The organism is Stenotrophomonas sp. YJH_SMC_27 (assembly GCF_059369815.1).
Genome location: NZ_JCAFTA010000009.1, coordinates 115,529 through 131,426, shown reverse-complemented (window position 1 = coordinate 131,426; position 15,898 = coordinate 115,529). Strand labels below are relative to the sequence as shown.

Below are 15,898 nucleotides of genomic sequence, written 5' to 3'. Positions count from 1 at the left end.
CATGTCGGCGCGCATCTACGACCGTCCGGATCTCGACCAACGCAGTCGGCTGCTGCCGCTGCTGGTAGTCGGCGACCTGCCGAAGGCGCTCCCGTTTGTGGCCTACGAGGGGCGCCTGCAGATCTACAACGCCGTGGGCGGCTGCACGGTGCGCCAGATCGACGGCGACCGGCTGCCGCCGGGCCACCAGCTGTACGTGGACCAGGCCACAAAGCAGGTGGTACTGACCTGGCCGGCGTACCAGGCCGGCGCCGCGCCGATCGCCAACCCTGGTTTCGAGAGCGGCCCGACCGGCTGGGACACCGGCGCGGGCTGGGTGATCGCAACGGAGAATCCGCCCACCGGGCAGTGGGCCGCCGGCTACAACAACAACCGGGGCGAGTCGATCATCTCCAGCACGTCGCGGTATGAGGTCTATCCAGGGCAGCGCACCACGGCGAAGTGCAAGGTGCGCCAGGGTGCGTCGGCCGAGGGCAACGCCGGCGCCTCGGTCCTGCTCGAGTACCGGGACCAGGACGGCCAGGTGGTCGGCAGGGTCGAGGGCAACCGGGTCATGTCAGCCAGCAAGAACCGGGTGTACGACTCCAACGTGGTCGGCATCGCGCCTGCCGGCGCCGCCACGATCAACATCGCCGGCAACGGGATCCGGTATCGCGAAAACAAGATCCTGTTCGTCGACGACTTCGAATGGGATCACACCGTCGCTGCGGTCGGTTTGGATCACCAGGAAGAGTTTCGCCTGACCCTTCAGGTCAGTGATTCCGCGGGGCGCTCAGCGATTTGGAAGGGAGTGATCGGAGATCGCCCGATCTACTTCACCAGCAAGCCCTATCCGCTCGTGGCAGTGGACGACTTCCTGGTAAGGGGGGACGCCGTTGCGGGAACGATCCGAACTGCGCCGGACTTCAGCCAGCCTGCCGAGATCGTCCTGGTAGCCGGTGCGCTGGTCGGCGGCGATTTGCGAATGCCGTTCGTGGCGCTGGATCAGGGCTTCGAGCCGTTGCGCGTCAACGGCCAACTGGTCGCGGGCGACCTTCGCGCGCCGCTGAAGGAAACCAACGTCCGGGAGGACGTGCTGGTTACTGGCTCGCTTCAATCCGGCGACCTTAAGCAGATCCTCATCCAAACCACCTCTTTGCCCGAAAACCTCCGCGTCACTGGCGCGCTTATCCAAGGAACGCTCGTATGAACAATTCCGTTATCGAAATGACCGGCCAGGTTGGTGGCTTCTTCAAGATCGACGCTGTGAGGCTCGATGCTGATGGAGAAGAGCTGGGGCGCCGAAATCTCGCGCCTTGGCAGTCGAACCTCATTACCAACAGCGGTATGGAGCAGCTGAAGACCAGCGCGGCAAACGTCCGTGATTACTGCCATGTGGGAACGGGCAGTGCTGTGCCAGCATTCACCGACACCGTGCTGCAGACCTGGCGAGCGTCTACCAACAATCTCAACGGTTCGGACGCTCGTGGACTGGTCGTGACCCCCGCGTATTACTACTACGCGCGCAAGGTTTATCGCTTCAATGCAGGGTCGGCCTCGGGGAATCTGTCGGAGGTCGGCTTGGCTACCGGCGGCGCCTCATCCTCGGCCCTCTTTTCCAGGGCACTGATCCGCGACAGCGGCGGCAACCCCACCACCATTACCGTTTTGCCGGACGAAGTGCTGGACGTTACCTATGAAGTGCGTGTCTACGTAGACACCTCGGACGTGACCGGCTCTGTGGTGTTGGGCGGCGTAACCTACGCGACCACTTGCCGGCGAGCGATGCTGGGGGGCTCGAACGCATACACGAACCGCTTCCTGCAAGGGCAGTGGTTCCAGAGCAACTTCTCCAACGAGGCCGGAACCCACGTCTATACCGGCACTCTTGGCCCGGTCACCGGCAAGCCTTCGGGCACTGAGGGAATCAACGTCTACAACGCCGGGGGCACCACCGCAGCAGGCCCAGCTGGAAGCTATTACATGGACACCACTTCGACGTGGCAGCTGGATCAAGGAAATTTGGCCGGCGGTGTACGTTCATACGTCCCCGGGTCGCAGTTCGGTGCGTTCCAGATCCAGTTCGATCCGGTCGTCCCGAAGGACGCTACCAAGCGGCTGACGCTGACGTTCCGCTGGTCTTGGGAGAGGTACACGCCATGATCCCCGACGGCGTTCTGTCAGTGGTCCCCATCTCGGCCGATTTTGTGGAACCCAACCGGAACCGGATGCGTCCCCTCGTCGACTACGAAATGGGGGGCGCTGGCCTGCAGGATCCTACCGGCGGGCTTCAGTACCAGCTGTGGACGCTGGAATCGGACGGCACCGACGTCTGGATCAGCGCCGAGCATGTTGCCCGGGTGCACCTGTTCAGCCGGCCGGGCATCAGTAGGGTAACGCTCGGGTTCGACCTGAACATGCGCGTGCACGTTGCGTTCGTGCAGAACGGGTCGAGCTGGCTGTGGTGGTACGACAGCCAGGCCGGGGCCATGGTGTTCACTGAGTACCCGGCCTTCTCCTATCCGACGCTCGGGACCGACGAGAAGCGATTGACCGAGCTGGCCAACAGCGATCTGATCTTCGCCTACATACGGGCCGACAACCTTTGCATGCGCGTTCAGCGCGATCGGTTCCAGACAGAGTATGTGTTGCACAGTGGGGATACCCTCGAGCTGGTTGCTATCGGGATGAACACCGAGAACAGGTTCCAGTTCGAGTGCGTGCGCGCCTGACCGCGCGAGGGCGTGCCAGGCTCGGCTCTGCCCGAACGGTTCAGGGAGGTGGCCGGCCCGTTCGCAGGATCTGCGACGGCCGGCCGTATCCTTCCGGCCATGCCGCTCCCCGCCGACTTCTACTGGACGACCAGGTCATCCAGCCACCGGGATGACCTCCCGACCGTCATTGCCTGTGAAGGGGTGTGGGTGGTGGCCATGACCCAGCGGGTGAACGACGGGATCTGGATCGCCTCGCTGGACCGGCACCGGCATGGCCCAGGCGGTCCATTCCGCTGGTGCAGCAGCTACGAGCAGGGCCGGGTAGGCGCCGAGCTGTGGGTGACCAGGCACGAGGCCCGTCTGCGCGAGGACCTGGCCAAGATCCGAGAGTACCGGGAGGCGATCGCGGGGAACCGCCTGCTGAAGGACCGCCTGAAGCCGCCGTTCGAGTGGATGGGGTAGGGCGCTTCCGGCGCTCCGCAACGAGAAACAGCGCCAAGCCACACAAGGGTTTCAGGGCGCTGTTGCAGATGGTGTTGCGGAGCGGATCTTGAGGCCAAAGCCTTGTGCCGCAATGGTTCTTCGTCAGACTTTTAATCTTTTGGTCGAAGGTTCGAATCCTTCACGGCCCACCATTGCATCAACGACTTAGGCGCCCACCGGGCGCCTTTTTCATGCCGCCGGGAAAATTGGCGGGAAAATTACGTGGTTCCACGCTCAAGTGCATTTCTCCTGCCTGGCGGTTGAACCAACGGCAGTTCATGGTCGTAGCGCTGCCGCATCGTGTTCCTGCACTCGCCGGGCGGCAGCAAGGACGGTCTGAAGCTGATTCCCGTCAGCGAGGTTGCGGCGAAGGATGAATTCACCGGCATCAAGAGCGTGACCCGAGACGACATGCTGGCCTCGCTGCGCACCCCGCCGCAGCTGCTGGGCATCGTGCCGCAGAACAGCGGTGGCTTTGGCTCGATCCGCGAGGCGGCAACCGTATGGACTGCGATGGAACTGTCACCACTGCAGACGCGACTTACGGCACTGAATGAATGGCTCGGCGATGAGGTGATTCGCTTCCAACCGTTCGAGCTGGCGCCCATTGCGTGATTATGGAGCAGCGGAACCTGGGCTACAGCGCATGCGCTCGCCTGCTGGCTAAGACTATCGGCGCTCACGGACCGACACGCCGGAGTAAGCCGTCTCCACCTCGCTTGGTTTGACTGTCCGGGAGCTGGCAGGATGCATGCGCCTGCGGCTGGAGCGCTTCCGAGAGAAGGCTGAGCACGTGAAACGCCGGGCGACTAGTCGCCCGGCGGAAGGTCTATTTGCTCAAAAGTGCAAGCACTCGTTGACAATACGCTCTCAATTCAGCCTCGACGAGAGGCGGTTCCTGCATACCATCTTCGTGCATGAACTGAGTTGCGTAGTCGTTGATGTCATTGAACTCACCAACTAACGGCTTCAGGGCGAAGTACGGCGAGTTCTGATCGGCGCTCTGGATGAAAGCGATAAGGTTCCCAAGCATGTTTCCGGTTGGAGGGCTGAGTGGAAACCGGTTTCTTATGTATCCTTCAAGAACCGGGCGGATGGTTCTAGAAACTAGGTGGGCGGAGCTGGAGGACGGATCTGCTAGATACGCAGAAAGGATATCGATGTTTCGCCGATGCCTTCCTTTACATTCGTCTTCTACGTTGAAGGACGACAGATCAGACGCATTTCCTGCTGTTGCGACCACTTTGATGTAGCTGACTTTGTTCTTCGTTTCAGGAAGTTTTGACAGTCCTTCACCTAGCGCGCGAACAAAGAATGCGTCATGCGCAAGGACGATCAATTGCCTGCAACTTCTTGCTAGACGCAGCAGTGAACGTATGGTCGCGGCACGTCGGTTCCAGTCCAGGCTGCAGACTGGATCATCAATTAGTACGGTCTTTACGCTCAGGTTGGGAGTGGTGATGACCTTTGCGAGAAAGAAGGCGTAAGCCAGCGCTCGCTTATCGCCTTCACTGAGAGTATTCCCGAAGTGCGCACCCTCTGTGGATGTTAGGGATACCGGATTTCCACGAACTATCAGTTCATACTCTGTTCGACCAATGGCCCCCTGTCCACGGAACGCTGGCTTAAGAGACCGAATCTCAATTTGCGCGCCAAAGTCGGCCAGCAGCTTGTTGATATTTTCACCATACGTTACGAAGATGGCCTCCATCTGTCCGTTGAGCGTGGTGCGAGCTGTCTCTTTCTGCTTTGCGAGTGCGTTGCGAGTCTGATCAGCACTGTCATATTCAGCGAGCTGATTGATCGCAGCGGTGGTGTGCCTGTCTCTTTGTATCTCAAGCTTCTTTATTTCAAGTTCGATCAGCTGCTGCTGCACTGTCTCGAGCGACTGCTTATATGAATCGATCAGCTGATTGCACGTGATGAGGCTCTCATTGAAACAATTGAGCTGACCAATCAAGCCCTGCCACATCTGAACTGCTTGCTCAAGCTCAGCCTGACCTCCGATGGGTCTGAGTGGGGACTCGCTTTTCGATCTTGCGAGGCCGACAAGCAGTTCGCGTAATTCTGCGAGTAGTGAGCTGAACTTTTCTTCTTCAAAGTCTGTCGCCGGTAGGCTGAGTACGCTTCTCCAATAGCTGAGCTGCGCTTGGGCCTTCTGAACGTTGCTATGGACTATAACTGCGACCTGTTCCCCAACGCGCGTCTCCACGTTCGCGGGCAATGTGGATGCTTGTTCCTTCAACGCGTGATACTCGTCATTGAAGTAGGAATGGTATGCAGCGAGAAGGGGCTCGTCACCTTTCGCGATCCCGCAGAACGGACAGTTATCGTCCACCACGTACTTCAGTCCCGCAGCCAGCCAGCCCTCGAATGCTGCCGAGCTGCGCGATGCGATGTGCGCTTTCACGCGCGTGGCTGCTGCCTCGGAGACGTCAGCAACACTCTTTCGCAAGATCGCAAAGAGCGCTTCAATGTCCAGCTTCGGTGTTGGGATCAGCTGCGCCCCAGGCGTACCTTTTACCTTTGCCAAGTCTTTGGCTTGATTCGACCGCAGTCGCAGCGCATCAATTCTTTGCTGCAAGTCTGCGTCGGCGGGAAGCGCCCGGTACTGTTTCAAAGTGAAGGGACCACGGGCGTGACTGAGTGCCGACTCAACCGCGCGGAATGTTGCGGCGGCCGCATTCGCCTGAGCCGTGAGATCGTCGAGGCTCTTCTTCGTTTGAACGGCGGCCTCGCCAACAGCGAAGGACAGGAGGCCTGCTCTTTGGTCCGGGGAAACGCCGTGCCCTGCGTAAACGTTCTTACTAACGAACTCGGCATCGAACACGATCAAGTCCATCCAGTGGCTGGACCATGTGTTGCTATTCAGATTGAGGGTTTCCACACCTCCGGCACTTTGTATCTCAATGCTGGCGGTCTGCGTAAGAGAGTTGCCTAGTGTGCGGCGCGCATTGATATCTGATCCTTCCTCTCCCGTCGAAGAGCGGAGTAGAGAAGCGAGGGTGGATTTACCACGGCCGTTCTCGCCAAAGATCAGAGTCGCTGCAGTGAACGGCGGCGATGCTCCAGCGGATTCAAAGAGCCCAGTTCCTGTGATGTGGTTGATTTTGGTAAGCATAGATCCCCCTTTTGTCTACAAGTATGCAGACACCTTGCTTACATTTCATTCAGGTTTTTCCTACCCGCGCCCGGTGGTGTGCACTCGTCTCCCCGCCACGCCGCGCACTTCAGGGGGTGCTTTTTCTGCGCTGCCCGCACCAAGCCTCAGCCCAGGCCCTGTATGGCGCTCCCCGGAGTTCCAAAGCGCCGGTCGGACCTGCGGTTCCCTGCGCGGGAGGGGCGCCTGCGAGACCCTACGCGGGCGTTCCATGGCTCTTCTCGGCAGGCCCGACTTTTCATGTGACCACGGGGACAAGGTAACCAGGTAACACGCGGGTCCGAACGTGGTCTAAGTATATGATTTAAAAGGCATAAGAATGGTTACCTTTTGAAGTGATGGGAGGTAATTTTTTGCTTCCTACAAAGTAATGTCATTGATTAATAAGGACTTTTTACTCTGCCGATGTTACCCCTCTAAAAGGTAATCTGGTCACTCCAGGGTTACCTTATTGTTACCTTCATTTAAGCTATATAAGTGATTGATAATAAACGTAAATTGTTAGGATCTGGGTGCCTGATTACCTATGTTACCTCTTTCCCGTGGTCACCTCAAAAATTGCGCTCTATCGCGCGTAAGCGGGCCATAAGCCTCCCCGCCGCCGCACGCGCTCACGCCTGCAGCCCGCGCCCTTGTCGCAGCGCTTGCGACGCCCAGCCGTATCCTGCCGGCCATGCCGCTGCCCCCCGACTTCTACTGGACGACGCGATCTGCCTGCCTCCCGGATGATGCCCCCACGGTCATCGCTTGCAGCGGCGTGTGGGTGGTCGTACTGCTACAACGGGTGAACGATGGGATCTGGATCGCCGGTCTCGACCGGCACCGGCATGGTCCCGGCGGGCCGTCCCGCCGGTGTAGCAGTTACGAGTAGGGCCGCGCCGGCGCCGAAATGTGGGTGACCAGGCACGAGACCCGCCTGCGCGAGGATGTGGCCAAGATCGAGGCCTATCGAGAGGCGGTGCGGGCGAACCGGTTGGCCAAGCTGCAGATCTCGCCGCCTTTCGGTTGGGCTGGGTAGCGCGTGCCATACAGATGAAGTCGAAGGCAGGTCGCGTCTTTCACAGTCGCCGTTTGCTGATACCTTCGCAGGTTGGAACTTGACCACTGGGGGGACGATGAGCAGCCAGTCGGCATTCTGGACGGCAGACACCATCAGTGCGGCGGGTACAGCACTGTCGGCCCTGCTCGCTGCAGGGGTATTTGCTTATGACCGCGCCTCAGCCTGGTCCCGGAGGCGTTCAGACTCTTCCCGCCTGTCACAGCTAATTGCTGGCGATTTAGGGCTCGAGATAGCGCAGCTTCGTTCAATTAGTGCATTTACTAACGGAAACGCCGAGATAGCCGGCTATTCGAACGGCCTGGGACTTCTAAGTGCCAAACCAGGTGCGGAAGCAGCTCTGCTGGTCTATTTGAAGCAGTTCAATACGACGCGAATAGATCGAATTTGCGAGACCACGAACGTGTTTGATGCCGGCTTGAGTGACCGACTGTCGCTCATTATTACGTTGAGGGCCGGGGCCTTGATGTCGGTGGAAACAATGGAATCAATGGAGCCAGATCAAGACAGAGCTGACGTCGCGAAGCATGTATGCCTACAAGTGAATGCCCTGCAGCGCACCATGATCGAGGTGTTCAATGCGATCATCGCTTCTCGGGGAGTTCGTTCGCTACAGGTTGAGTGTCTGATCTCTTCCTAGCGCTCAACGTTCCTCGTGCTAGGGAGCCTCGATTGATCAGAAGTAGATCGTCGTCAACTCAAGAGCAAGCACACAAGGCCAAACGCATGGCGTCGGATGTGACCGACGCGAATACCCCCGTCATGACGCGCTGGAGCATCCGCCTGTGGGGGAGGCTACCTGCCTGCGCCGCTGCTGGCCTATATCTTCATTTCCCGTCTGAAGAATCAAAATTCTGCCGACATTGGCGGAATTCCTCCGCATGAGCCACTACCCATGTCCACATGGGAATCATCAGTACAAGAAGGTCCTTGCCCAGCGCTGTGATGCTGTACTCCACATGTGGCGGTACTTCGTGGAAATCCTCCCGGCTGATCAACCCGTCACGCTCCAATTGCCGGAGGGTGCGCGTAAGCATGCGCTGGGTGATCCCCTTCATCCGTCGTGCGACCTCGGCATGACGCAGCGTTCCATACACGCCAAGCGCATGGATGACGCCCAGGGACCAGCGGCTACCAGCGTGCGCCAAAACCTCCCGGCGCAGTCCATCTTCGTCCTCGCTCATCCCGTCGCATATGGCTTGAGAGTGCCTTAGCAGTTCTTCCGGACTCATGAACGGTGCGGTCGGTATCATCGATGTGCCTTCTTACGTGTGGGCCAGTAGGCGAGCAGAATCGCCGCCATCGTACACACACAGGGCGATTTCCATGTCATCTCATATCAGCACTACCCCCTCTCGGTCGATCCTGGTGCTCGGCGCAGGCGAGCTTGGAATGCCTGTCATCCGGAACCTTGCACGTTTGGCCGTAAGTCATCCAGGCACACGGATCAGTGTGATGCTACGGGCGACGTCGATTGACTCAGAACTGCCGGAGAAGCAGCGGGTGGTCGATGAAATCCGCGCCTTGGGGGTGAATATCGTTGCTGGTGATCTGGTGACTGAATCGGTAGAGGCGTTGGCGGCTACCTTTGCGCATTCTGACACAGTGATTGGATGCACCGGCTATGCCGCAGGCCGCGATACGCCAATGAAGGTTGCGCGTGCGGCGGTGAAGTCGGGTATTCCCCGCTACTTTCCTTGGCAGTTCGGTGTCGATTTCGATGCCATTGGGCGCGGTGGTCCCCAGGACCTGTTCGATGCCCAGCTGGACGTGCGCGAGTATCTGCGTTCGCAGACTGCGATGGACTGGGTGATCATCTCTACTGGAATGTTCACCAGTTACCTCTTCGAGCCGGACTTCGGGGTGGTCGACCTGGTTGGGCATAAAGTGAACGCGTTGGGCTCGGCGAGCAATGCTGTCACCCTGACCACGCCGGATGACATCGGCGCAATGACAGCGCGCATCGTGTTCCACACACCTGCGATCCGCAACGAGATCGTGTATCTGGCAGGTGACACCATCCGCTACGGCGACCTTCCGGATATTCTGCAGAAGGCGTTCGGCGAACCTTTCGAGCTGGTGATCTGGGGCGTACCCCAGCTCATGCAGGAACTGGCTAACGACCCGGGCAACATGATAAAGAAGTATCGCGCCGCCTTTGCCCAAGGGAGGGGCGTTGCGTGGGATGTGGAGCGAACCTTCAATGCGAAGATCGGGGCCGAGCTACAGGGCGTGCAGGCGTGGCTGGATTCCAACGTGCAGCGCTCCTGATTTGCCGCTGGATTGTGAGGAGGCGCCCGCTGGGCGCCTTTTTCATTGCCGTTCCCGCCCGCACGCTCACGATGGTCGCACGTCGCGGCACACCAGTTCACCAGTGGCTCGGTAACCGGCGTCAAACGGTGGAACCTTGGTCGTGGACCCCGTGTATATCCCTTGAGACGGCGGAAAAATTGTCGAGTGAGCTTAGGATCGGCAATGGTTCCACGCTCGGCGGGCGGAAAAATAGAGCGGCGCACCCGGTTGTTTTCAAAGGAGTCGCAAGCCTTCTTTTGATCTTTTTGGTCGAAGGTTCGAATCCTTCACGGCCCACCAATGCAATCAATGACCCAAGTCATTCAAAAAGGTACCGCTCAGCGGTGCCTTTTGTGTTGTTGCCCGCAAAATGCCTATTTCGCCTTGGCGCCGCGCGCCCGCGCCGCCTCGCGTTCGGCGGCTGCCTGCGCGGCGACCGCTGCGGCGTTGGCGGCAGCATTCGCAGAGCGTTCCGCTGTCGCACGATCCGCATCGAACCGCGCCTGCCGCTGGGCGCTGTAGGTGCGTTCCAGTTCCAGCGAGGCAAGGAAACTGTCTGGATGCTTCGCCGCACACGCCTGCTGTACCAGTTGCACAGCATGATCGGACAGCCCGGGCTGGATATTGCCCAGCAGGCAATCGGCATACGGTACGGATGCAGCGGGGCCGCCAGCCAGCGCGGCAACGATCACGACATTCAACATACAAACCTCCTTGTAGGTTTCGATGGGACCCGGTACCGGCCGGCCCGGCCCCAGTATGGCCCGGTTTGCGGTACAGGGTGAGGCTACTCCGGCCTCACATCCCGGCACACCAGCTCGGCCAGCCCGCGGCAGGCAAAGAACAGCCCTTCAACCACGCCGGCATCCAGATGCCGGTCGGGCGTGGCCATTGCCCGGCAGCGGTCGGCGGCATGCAGCATTTCCGCCACGGTCAGCATGCCGATGGCGGCCCGTTCCACCCGCGACAGGGCAACCCCGCGCCCGGTGGAAACGCTGGTTTCAGGCCAGGGCTGGCCATCGGCACCTTCGCCCGCGCGGATGCGCTTGAGGCAGCCCAGAAACGTGCTCAGTTCGGGCGAAGGGTTGTCGTCGTCATAGTGAGTGCTGGCGGTGTACGAAGCATAGGGCGGACGATCGGTCATCTCGGCTTCCTCGACTCTGGAGTGGGCGTGCCACCGCGCAGAACGGGTGGCGGGCGATGCGTGGCTGCAAGCCGGAATGACATCACGCAGTAACCGGCGGGCCAGAAGGCCCCCACGCAGCGCCCGCCATGAAGGCCGACGGATCACCCGCCGGCACGGTCCAAAGACAGTGTCGGCGGGTGAGCGCAAACAACAGCGTGAATGTCATTACGGGCTTGCAGGCCCGCTGCCACCCGTTGTCGGTGGCGCAGCATGGTGTTTACGCCTGCGCATGGAACTCAATGAGGATTTTCCGAAGAACGATGCGGAATCCAGGCGCGCGGGAATGCTCGCGCAGGGGCAGCTATTGCAGCAAGCGACAGCTCGCGACGCATGTGCTCATGCGCTTGGCTGATCGCGTTGCAAAATGCTGTTAGCTGCCGCTGACGGCACGTTTGCCGTGATGGGGTACGTGGAAAGTGGGCGCCACGTTTGCCAGCCGTGGTGGTACGGAACAGCGGGTCACGCACTCAAAAATCGGTGCATCTGCGACGTCCAAGGTGTTGTAGAGCCGAGCCATGCTCGGCTGCGATTTGCATGGGAAACCGAGCCGTACCCGGTTGCGCGCGGGGAGGTCATCCCCGCATGGCATGGATCCACGCATCTGGCAGGGATGCTGAGCGTGCAGAAGCCGCCAATGCCTGCCGCTGGGCGCTATGCTCGGCCTCTTCCCAGGACGGGTCACCCCATGCGCTTGATCATGCTGTCGCTGTTGTTGTCCGCCATCTCCGTCGCGCCGCTGATGGCCGCCGAACCGGCACCATCCGCACAGGCATCGCCGGCAACCCCGCTGGTGATCGGCGAAACCTTCACCATCGAATCGAAGGCGCTGGGCGAGACCCGCCGCATCAATGTCTACCGTCCGCAGCCGTGGGGCCTGGACCCGAAAGCGCCGCTGCCGGTGCTCTACATGCCCGACGGCGGCATCGGTGAGGATTTCCTGCATGTGGCCGGGCTGGTGCAGGTGCTCAGCGGCAACGGCAGCATGCGTCCGTTCCTGCTGGTCGGCATCGAGAACACCGAGCGCCGCCGCGACATGACCGGCCCCAGCAGCGACCCGCAGGACCAGAAGATCGCACCGCGCATCGGTGGCTCGGTGGCCTACCGCGCGTTCCTGCGCGATGAACTGATGCCGCAGGTCCGCCAGCGTTACCCGACCACCGACGAGCGCGCACTGATCGGCGAGTCGCTGGCCGGCCTGTTCGTGGTGGAAACACTGCTGCAGGAGCCGATGCTGTTCAACAGCTACATCGCGCTGGACCCCAGCCTGTGGTGGAACCGGGGCACGATGCTGGCGGCCGCGGCCAAGCAGTTGCCGGCCGTGATGCGCGCGCAGCCGCGCGTGTTCCTGGCCAGCAGTGGGCAGCCGGAGCTGGCTGCGTCCGCCGCACAGTTGGCCACGCTGCTGCAGCAGGCGTCGCCATCGCCACTGGTGAAGTACCTGCCGCTGCCGGAGGAAACCCACGCCACGATCTATCACCCGGCCGCCTTGCAGGCGCTGCGCACGCTGTTCCCGGCGCCGCCGCCGGCCTCGCCCTGACCGCACTGGCAGCGGCGTGCACAGCATGCAAGGATGCGGCAGCGGCGCCATCCGGTGCGCCGCCCGCAATGGGAGCGTGTGGATGCAGCGTGTGCGTGGATGGAGTATGGCGGCCTGCGTGGCCGTGAGTGGCTGTGCGATGTCGGTGGCGCCACCGGCAACGCAGCCTGAAGCGAAGGGCGACGCGACCAAGGCCGCGACGGGCGTGGTGCTGCCGGATACCGAAGCGCTGCGCGTGCATGACCCGGTGGGGCGCGATTACCCGATCTGGGTGGCGCTGCCGGCCGACTATGCGGCGCATCCGGAAAAGCACTACCCGGTGCTGTACGTGACCGATGCGTTGTACAGCTTCCCGCTGGTGCGCAGCGTGCGCAACCTGGTGGGGCAGCAGGGCGTCAACATCGAGAACTTCATCCTGGTCGGGCTGCCGCCGCAGGAGGGCCTGACCTCCAAGCAGAGCCGCTCGCGCGATTACACGCCCAGCAATCCAGCGCATACGGTCGATGGCTACTACAGCGATGACGTCACCTACGGCGGTGCCGCGCACTACCGCGATTTCCTGGCAGCGCAGGTGCTGCCGATGGTCGATGCACGCTACCGCACCGATCCGGCGCGGCGTGCCTATGCGGGTCATTCCTATGGTGGCCTGTTCGGCGCCTACGTGCTGACCACGCGCCCGGATATGTTCCGCACCTACATCCTGTCCAGCCCATCGCTGTGGTTCGACGACCATCGGGTGCCGCGCATGCAGGCCGAAGCCAAGGCGCCGGCGCAGCCGACCACGGTGGTGCTGTCGGTGGGCAGCTTTGAAACGGTCAAGCCCGAACCGCGTTATTTCACCCGCAACGACATGCTGCGCCACAACGCAGAATTCGCCGAGCAGCTGCGCAGCAGCGGGCGATCATTGAAGGTGGAGAACATGGTGATCGATGACGAGGATCACTTCACCGTCTACCCGGACATGATCACCCGCGCACTGCTGAAGGTGTTCCCGGGTACCGGACCGTACAGCAGCGGTTGATGATGGGCGCCATCCACGCATGGCGTGGATCTACAGGGCCATTGCAGTAGATCCACGCCATGCGTGGATGAACGCCTCAGGCCGCCTGTGAATCCGGCCCGGTCAATACGCCCACATCGGCATGCCGGAAGCACAGCCGGATGGCGTCGAGCAGCTCGCTCATGTTGTACGGCTTGGGCAGGAAATGGATGCCGTCGCGCAGCTGCGGCAGCACCTGGTGCTGGTCCATGCCCGACGTCACCAGGATCGGCAGCTGGGGATACAGGCCGCGGACCCGGTTGGCGGCTTCGATGCCACTGATTGCACCCAGATTGACGTCGGTGAACAGCAGATCGAAACGCTCACCGGCGGCCAGTAGGCCCAATGCCGCTTCGGCAGAGCTCACGCCCGCCACGTGGCAGGCCTGGCTTTCCAGCGCCAGCCGACTCAGTTCGCGGGTTTCCTCGGCGTCCTCGATGAGCAGGACGCGGGGTTCGACGTGGCGCTTGGACAGCAACATGACGCTACAGCTCCGGAAAGCAGCAATGAAAAGGCGCGCAAGTATGCGCAAGCCGGGGGTGATCCCGGCGTGCACGCCAGGCTAAGTGGGCGTTGCAGCGAGCGCTGGCGCTGGCGGCGTACCTGCCAGGCCAGCACCGCCACCGCCAGCAGCGCGGTGCCGATACGCAGGCTGGTGGCCTGCCAGCCCAGCGCAACGACGTCGTCGAGGCTGAACACGTTCCACGCCATGTTCATCGATACGTGCAGCACCAGGCCGCACCACAGGGTGTCGCCGTCCAGATGGTCGAGCCAAGCGAAGATGAAGCCGCCCAGTGCGATGACCGCGCCGACGAACAGGGCAGTGCCGCCGCCGTCGAAGCCGCCGAAGCCCAGCCAGTGCACCCAACCGAACAGCAGCGCCTGCGGCAGCGCAAACAGGGACCACGGGCCACGCATGAGCTTCACCAGCAGCACGAAGCCGAGGCCGCGGAACAGCACTTCCTCGGCCAGTGGGAACAGCACGGCGAGCATCGTCGCATCGAGTGCGGTCAGTGCGGTGTTGGGCGTGCCCAGCACCGCCAGGCCCAGCCAGCAGGGCAGGCTGGCCAGCAGCACCCACAATGGGCCGCGCCAGCCGTTCCCGTGCAGCCCCAGGCTGGCCATCAGGCCCACCCCACGCGGGCGCAGCAGTGCGGCCAGGAGCAGCGCCAGCAGGACGGCCAGTGCGTTGTCCAGCAGGCTGCCGCCGTAGGGCATAGGCAAGGCGGGAATCGGCGCGCCTGCGGCCGCAGCGACATCGCGCAGATTCAGGCCAACGCCGACGCCGAGCAGCACCAGCAGCAGGCGCGCGGCGTTGGGCAGGCGGGACAGGACGGTCATGCACGCACTCCCTGCGGAACCAGCGTGAAGTGTGGAAGGCGGCCGGGGACGCTGGCACGCGCCGGAAGTCCCTGTGCCATCGGTCATGTGTTGCCGCACAGTCATCGGTGGGCAGGTAAAGTCGTTGCCAGACCTTCAGGAGCCATGCCCATGCTGTGCCCCGTGTGCAAGACCCAGACCCTGCAGATGGCCGAGCGCCATGGCATCGAGATCGATTACTGCCCCGGCTGCCGTGGCGTGTGGCTGGACCGTGGCGAGCTGGACAAGATCATCGAACGCGCCGGTGCCGGCGCTGCGGTGCTGCCGCCGGCACCTGTGCAGGCGCAGCCGGCCGCTGCGACGCCGCCGCCGGTGATGCATCGCGATACCCGCCACCTGGGCCAGCGCTACGACGACAACCGTGGCCAGCAGTACGGCCATGGCTACAAGAAAAAGAAGAAGGATAGCTTCCTGTCGGAGCTGTTCGATTTCTAGCTTGTAGCGTCGCGCCATGCTCGACTGGATGTTGCCGCCGATAGTCGAGCATGGCGCGTCTCTACAGAGACGCGATCACGGCCGCCGCAGGATGAACTCGCGGTCGCGCGTATCCCCGACGATGAAGTCGTACTCGCCGACCTTGCTGCAACCGTAGCGCGCGTAGAAGCGCTGCGCGCCGAAGTTTTCTTCCCATACGCCCACCCACAGGGTGCGGCGGCGCGGCTGGTCCAGCCAGGCCATGAACGCGTCCATCAGGCGTGCACCATGGCCGCCGTTCTGGTGTGCGGCCAGGATGTAGAACCGCTTCAATTCGATGTCGCCCTCGCGGGCCTCGGCATGCGGCAGGGTGTTGGCACCGGCGGCCAGGTAGCCGACCACGGCGTCGCCGTCCATCAGCAGCCAGATGGCACTGCGTGGGTCGGACAGTTCGATGCGCTGCGGTTCGCTGCTGTAGTGCGCGTGCAGGAAATCGTGCAGCTCCTGCGGCGGATAGGAGTCGCCCCAGGTTTCGTTGTAGGTGGTGATGGCGATGGCCGACAGCGCATCGACATCGGCCAGGGTGGCGCGGCGGATCTGCAACGGCATGATGGAACCTGCATTGGAACGTGGCGCAGTGTAGCCGGCCCCGGCGGT

At 61.9% G+C, this 15,898-nt stretch carries 16 protein-coding genes and 2 pseudogenes; 11 read left to right on the top strand and 7 right to left on the bottom strand.

Annotation, left to right across the window (positions count from 1 at the left end; genetic code table 11):
* Nucleotide 1 precedes the first annotated feature (1 nt).
* From AC5P7R_RS14530 to AC5P7R_RS14510, 5 genes and pseudogenes are all read left to right on the top strand, one after another.
* The gene (locus AC5P7R_RS14530) at nucleotides 2–1,189 is read left to right on the top strand and encodes a hypothetical protein (protein ID WP_495213962.1); all 1,188 of its coding nucleotides are present in this window, start codon (nucleotides 2–4) and stop codon (nucleotides 1,187–1,189) included.
* Nucleotides 1,186–2,142 (top strand): hypothetical protein, encoded by a 957-nt coding sequence (locus AC5P7R_RS14525; protein WP_495213960.1) that lies wholly within the window; start codon nucleotides 1,186–1,188, stop codon nucleotides 2,140–2,142. The genes AC5P7R_RS14530 and AC5P7R_RS14525 overlap by 4 nt, the downstream gene beginning before the upstream one ends.
* The gene (locus AC5P7R_RS14520; RefSeq protein WP_165710823.1) at nucleotides 2,139–2,711 is read left to right on the top strand and encodes a hypothetical protein; all 573 of its coding nucleotides are present in this window, start codon (nucleotides 2,139–2,141) and stop codon (nucleotides 2,709–2,711) included. Before AC5P7R_RS14525 ends, AC5P7R_RS14520 begins: the two co-directional genes overlap by 4 nt.
* Before the next feature lie 198 nt (nucleotides 2,712–2,909).
* The gene (locus AC5P7R_RS14515) at nucleotides 2,910–3,155 is read left to right on the top strand and encodes a hypothetical protein (RefSeq protein ID WP_495213959.1); all 246 of its coding nucleotides are present in this window, start codon (nucleotides 2,910–2,912) and stop codon (nucleotides 3,153–3,155) included.
* Nucleotides 3,156–3,470: 315 nt separating this feature from the next.
* A pseudogene (locus AC5P7R_RS14510) lies at nucleotides 3,471–3,791 on the top strand (phage portal protein); the annotation flags it as partial.
* Between the two features lie 214 nt (nucleotides 3,792–4,005).
* Here the strand turns inward: AC5P7R_RS14510 and AC5P7R_RS14505 are convergent.
* Nucleotides 4,006–6,297, bottom strand: coding sequence for an AAA family ATPase (locus AC5P7R_RS14505; RefSeq protein WP_188250403.1), 2,292 nt, complete (start codon nucleotides 6,295–6,297; stop codon nucleotides 4,006–4,008).
* A 928-nt stretch (nucleotides 6,298–7,225) separates the two neighbouring features.
* Between AC5P7R_RS14505 and AC5P7R_RS14500 the strand changes: the two genes are divergently transcribed.
* Nucleotides 7,226–7,354 carry a hypothetical protein gene (locus tag AC5P7R_RS14500; protein WP_265354712.1) on the top strand — a complete coding sequence of 43 codons (129 nt, stop codon included), beginning with the start codon at nucleotides 7,226–7,228 and terminating at the stop codon, nucleotides 7,352–7,354.
* A gap of 97 nt (nucleotides 7,355–7,451) precedes the next feature.
* Nucleotides 7,452–8,033, top strand: coding sequence for a hypothetical protein (locus AC5P7R_RS14495; protein ID WP_188250402.1), 582 nt, complete (start codon nucleotides 7,452–7,454; stop codon nucleotides 8,031–8,033).
* Nucleotides 8,034–8,220: 187 nt separating this feature from the next.
* Here the strand turns inward: AC5P7R_RS14495 and AC5P7R_RS14490 are convergent, their stop codons facing one another.
* Nucleotides 8,221–8,577 (bottom strand): winged helix-turn-helix transcriptional regulator, encoded by a 357-nt coding sequence (locus AC5P7R_RS14490; RefSeq protein ID WP_242015255.1) that lies wholly within the window; start codon nucleotides 8,575–8,577, stop codon nucleotides 8,221–8,223.
* 142 nt (nucleotides 8,578–8,719) lie between these two features.
* Here AC5P7R_RS14490 and AC5P7R_RS14485 point away from each other — a divergent pair, with 142 nt between their 5' ends.
* Nucleotides 8,720–9,664 carry an aromatic alcohol reductase gene (locus AC5P7R_RS14485; protein WP_495213958.1) on the top strand — a complete coding sequence of 315 codons (945 nt, stop codon included), beginning with the start codon at nucleotides 8,720–8,722 and terminating at the stop codon, nucleotides 9,662–9,664.
* A gap of 395 nt (nucleotides 9,665–10,059) precedes the next feature.
* Here the strand turns inward: AC5P7R_RS14485 and AC5P7R_RS14480 are convergent, their stop codons facing one another.
* Both AC5P7R_RS14480 and AC5P7R_RS14475 read right to left on the bottom strand, forming a co-directional pair.
* A complete protein-coding gene (locus AC5P7R_RS14480; RefSeq protein WP_188250400.1) occupies nucleotides 10,060–10,389 on the bottom strand; it encodes a hypothetical protein in 330 nt (109 codons plus the stop codon).
* 83 nt (nucleotides 10,390–10,472) lie between these two features.
* On the bottom strand, nucleotides 10,473–10,829 hold the full coding sequence (locus tag AC5P7R_RS14475; RefSeq protein WP_188250399.1) for a hypothetical protein: 357 nt from the start codon (nucleotides 10,827–10,829) through the stop codon (nucleotides 10,473–10,475).
* A gap of 727 nt (nucleotides 10,830–11,556) precedes the next feature.
* Between AC5P7R_RS14475 and AC5P7R_RS14470 the strand changes: the two genes are divergently transcribed.
* Nucleotides 11,557–12,408, top strand: a complete 852-nt coding sequence (locus tag AC5P7R_RS14470; protein ID WP_188250398.1) for an alpha/beta hydrolase-fold protein — start codon at nucleotides 11,557–11,559, stop codon at nucleotides 12,406–12,408.
* Nucleotides 12,409–12,490: 82 nt separating this feature from the next.
* Entirely contained in the window at nucleotides 12,491–13,429 is a 939-nt protein-coding gene (locus AC5P7R_RS14465; protein WP_478435960.1) for an alpha/beta hydrolase, read from the top strand.
* Between the two features lie 76 nt (nucleotides 13,430–13,505).
* Here AC5P7R_RS14465 and AC5P7R_RS14460 read toward each other — a convergent pair whose 3' ends face one another.
* The gene (locus AC5P7R_RS14460; protein WP_111098889.1) at nucleotides 13,506–13,928 is read right to left on the bottom strand and encodes a response regulator; all 423 of its coding nucleotides are present in this window, start codon (nucleotides 13,926–13,928) and stop codon (nucleotides 13,506–13,508) included.
* Between the two features lie 95 nt (nucleotides 13,929–14,023).
* Nucleotides 14,024–14,788, bottom strand: a pseudogene (locus AC5P7R_RS14455) (CPBP family glutamic-type intramembrane protease); the annotation flags it as partial.
* Nucleotides 14,789–14,938: 150 nt separating this feature from the next.
* Here AC5P7R_RS14455 and AC5P7R_RS14450 point away from each other — a divergent pair.
* On the top strand, nucleotides 14,939–15,262 hold the full coding sequence (locus AC5P7R_RS14450) for a TFIIB-type zinc ribbon-containing protein (RefSeq protein WP_188250395.1): 324 nt from the start codon (nucleotides 14,939–14,941) through the stop codon (nucleotides 15,260–15,262).
* Between the two features lie 75 nt (nucleotides 15,263–15,337).
* Here the strand turns inward: AC5P7R_RS14450 and AC5P7R_RS14445 are convergent, their stop codons facing one another.
* Nucleotides 15,338–15,850 carry a GNAT family N-acetyltransferase gene (locus AC5P7R_RS14445; RefSeq protein ID WP_188250394.1) on the bottom strand — a complete coding sequence of 171 codons (513 nt, stop codon included), beginning with the start codon at nucleotides 15,848–15,850 and terminating at the stop codon, nucleotides 15,338–15,340.
* Between the last annotated feature and the right edge of the window lie 48 nt (nucleotides 15,851–15,898).

Coding starts and splice junctions, on each gene's coding strand:
- AC5P7R_RS14530 (WP_495213962.1), top strand. CDS start 2: ATGTCGGCGCGCATCTACGACCGTCCGGATCTCGACCAACGCAGTCGG.
- AC5P7R_RS14525 (WP_495213960.1), top strand. CDS start 1,186: ATGAACAATTCCGTTATCGAAATGACCGGCCAGGTTGGTGGCTTCTTC.
- AC5P7R_RS14520 (WP_165710823.1), top strand. CDS start 2,139: ATGATCCCCGACGGCGTTCTGTCAGTGGTCCCCATCTCGGCCGATTTT.
- AC5P7R_RS14515 (WP_495213959.1), top strand. CDS start 2,910: ATGACCCAGCGGGTGAACGACGGGATCTGGATCGCCTCGCTGGACCGG.
- AC5P7R_RS14505 (WP_188250403.1), bottom strand. CDS start 6,297: ATGCTTACCAAAATCAACCACATCACAGGAACTGGGCTCTTTGAATCC.
- AC5P7R_RS14500 (WP_265354712.1), top strand. CDS start 7,226: ATGTGGGTGACCAGGCACGAGACCCGCCTGCGCGAGGATGTGGCCAAG.
- AC5P7R_RS14495 (WP_188250402.1), top strand. CDS start 7,452: ATGAGCAGCCAGTCGGCATTCTGGACGGCAGACACCATCAGTGCGGCG.
- AC5P7R_RS14490 (WP_242015255.1), bottom strand. CDS start 8,577: ATGAGCGAGGACGAAGATGGACTGCGCCGGGAGGTTTTGGCGCACGCT.
- AC5P7R_RS14485 (WP_495213958.1), top strand. CDS start 8,720: ATGTCATCTCATATCAGCACTACCCCCTCTCGGTCGATCCTGGTGCTC.
- AC5P7R_RS14480 (WP_188250400.1), bottom strand. CDS start 10,389: ATGTTGAATGTCGTGATCGTTGCCGCGCTGGCTGGCGGCCCCGCTGCA.
- AC5P7R_RS14475 (WP_188250399.1), bottom strand. CDS start 10,829: ATGACCGATCGTCCGCCCTATGCTTCGTACACCGCCAGCACTCACTAT.
- AC5P7R_RS14470 (WP_188250398.1), top strand. CDS start 11,557: ATGCGCTTGATCATGCTGTCGCTGTTGTTGTCCGCCATCTCCGTCGCG.
- AC5P7R_RS14465 (WP_478435960.1), top strand. CDS start 12,491: ATGCAGCGTGTGCGTGGATGGAGTATGGCGGCCTGCGTGGCCGTGAGT.
- AC5P7R_RS14460 (WP_111098889.1), bottom strand. CDS start 13,928: ATGTTGCTGTCCAAGCGCCACGTCGAACCCCGCGTCCTGCTCATCGAG.
- AC5P7R_RS14450 (WP_188250395.1), top strand. CDS start 14,939: ATGCTGTGCCCCGTGTGCAAGACCCAGACCCTGCAGATGGCCGAGCGC.
- AC5P7R_RS14445 (WP_188250394.1), bottom strand. CDS start 15,850: ATGCCGTTGCAGATCCGCCGCGCCACCCTGGCCGATGTCGATGCGCTG.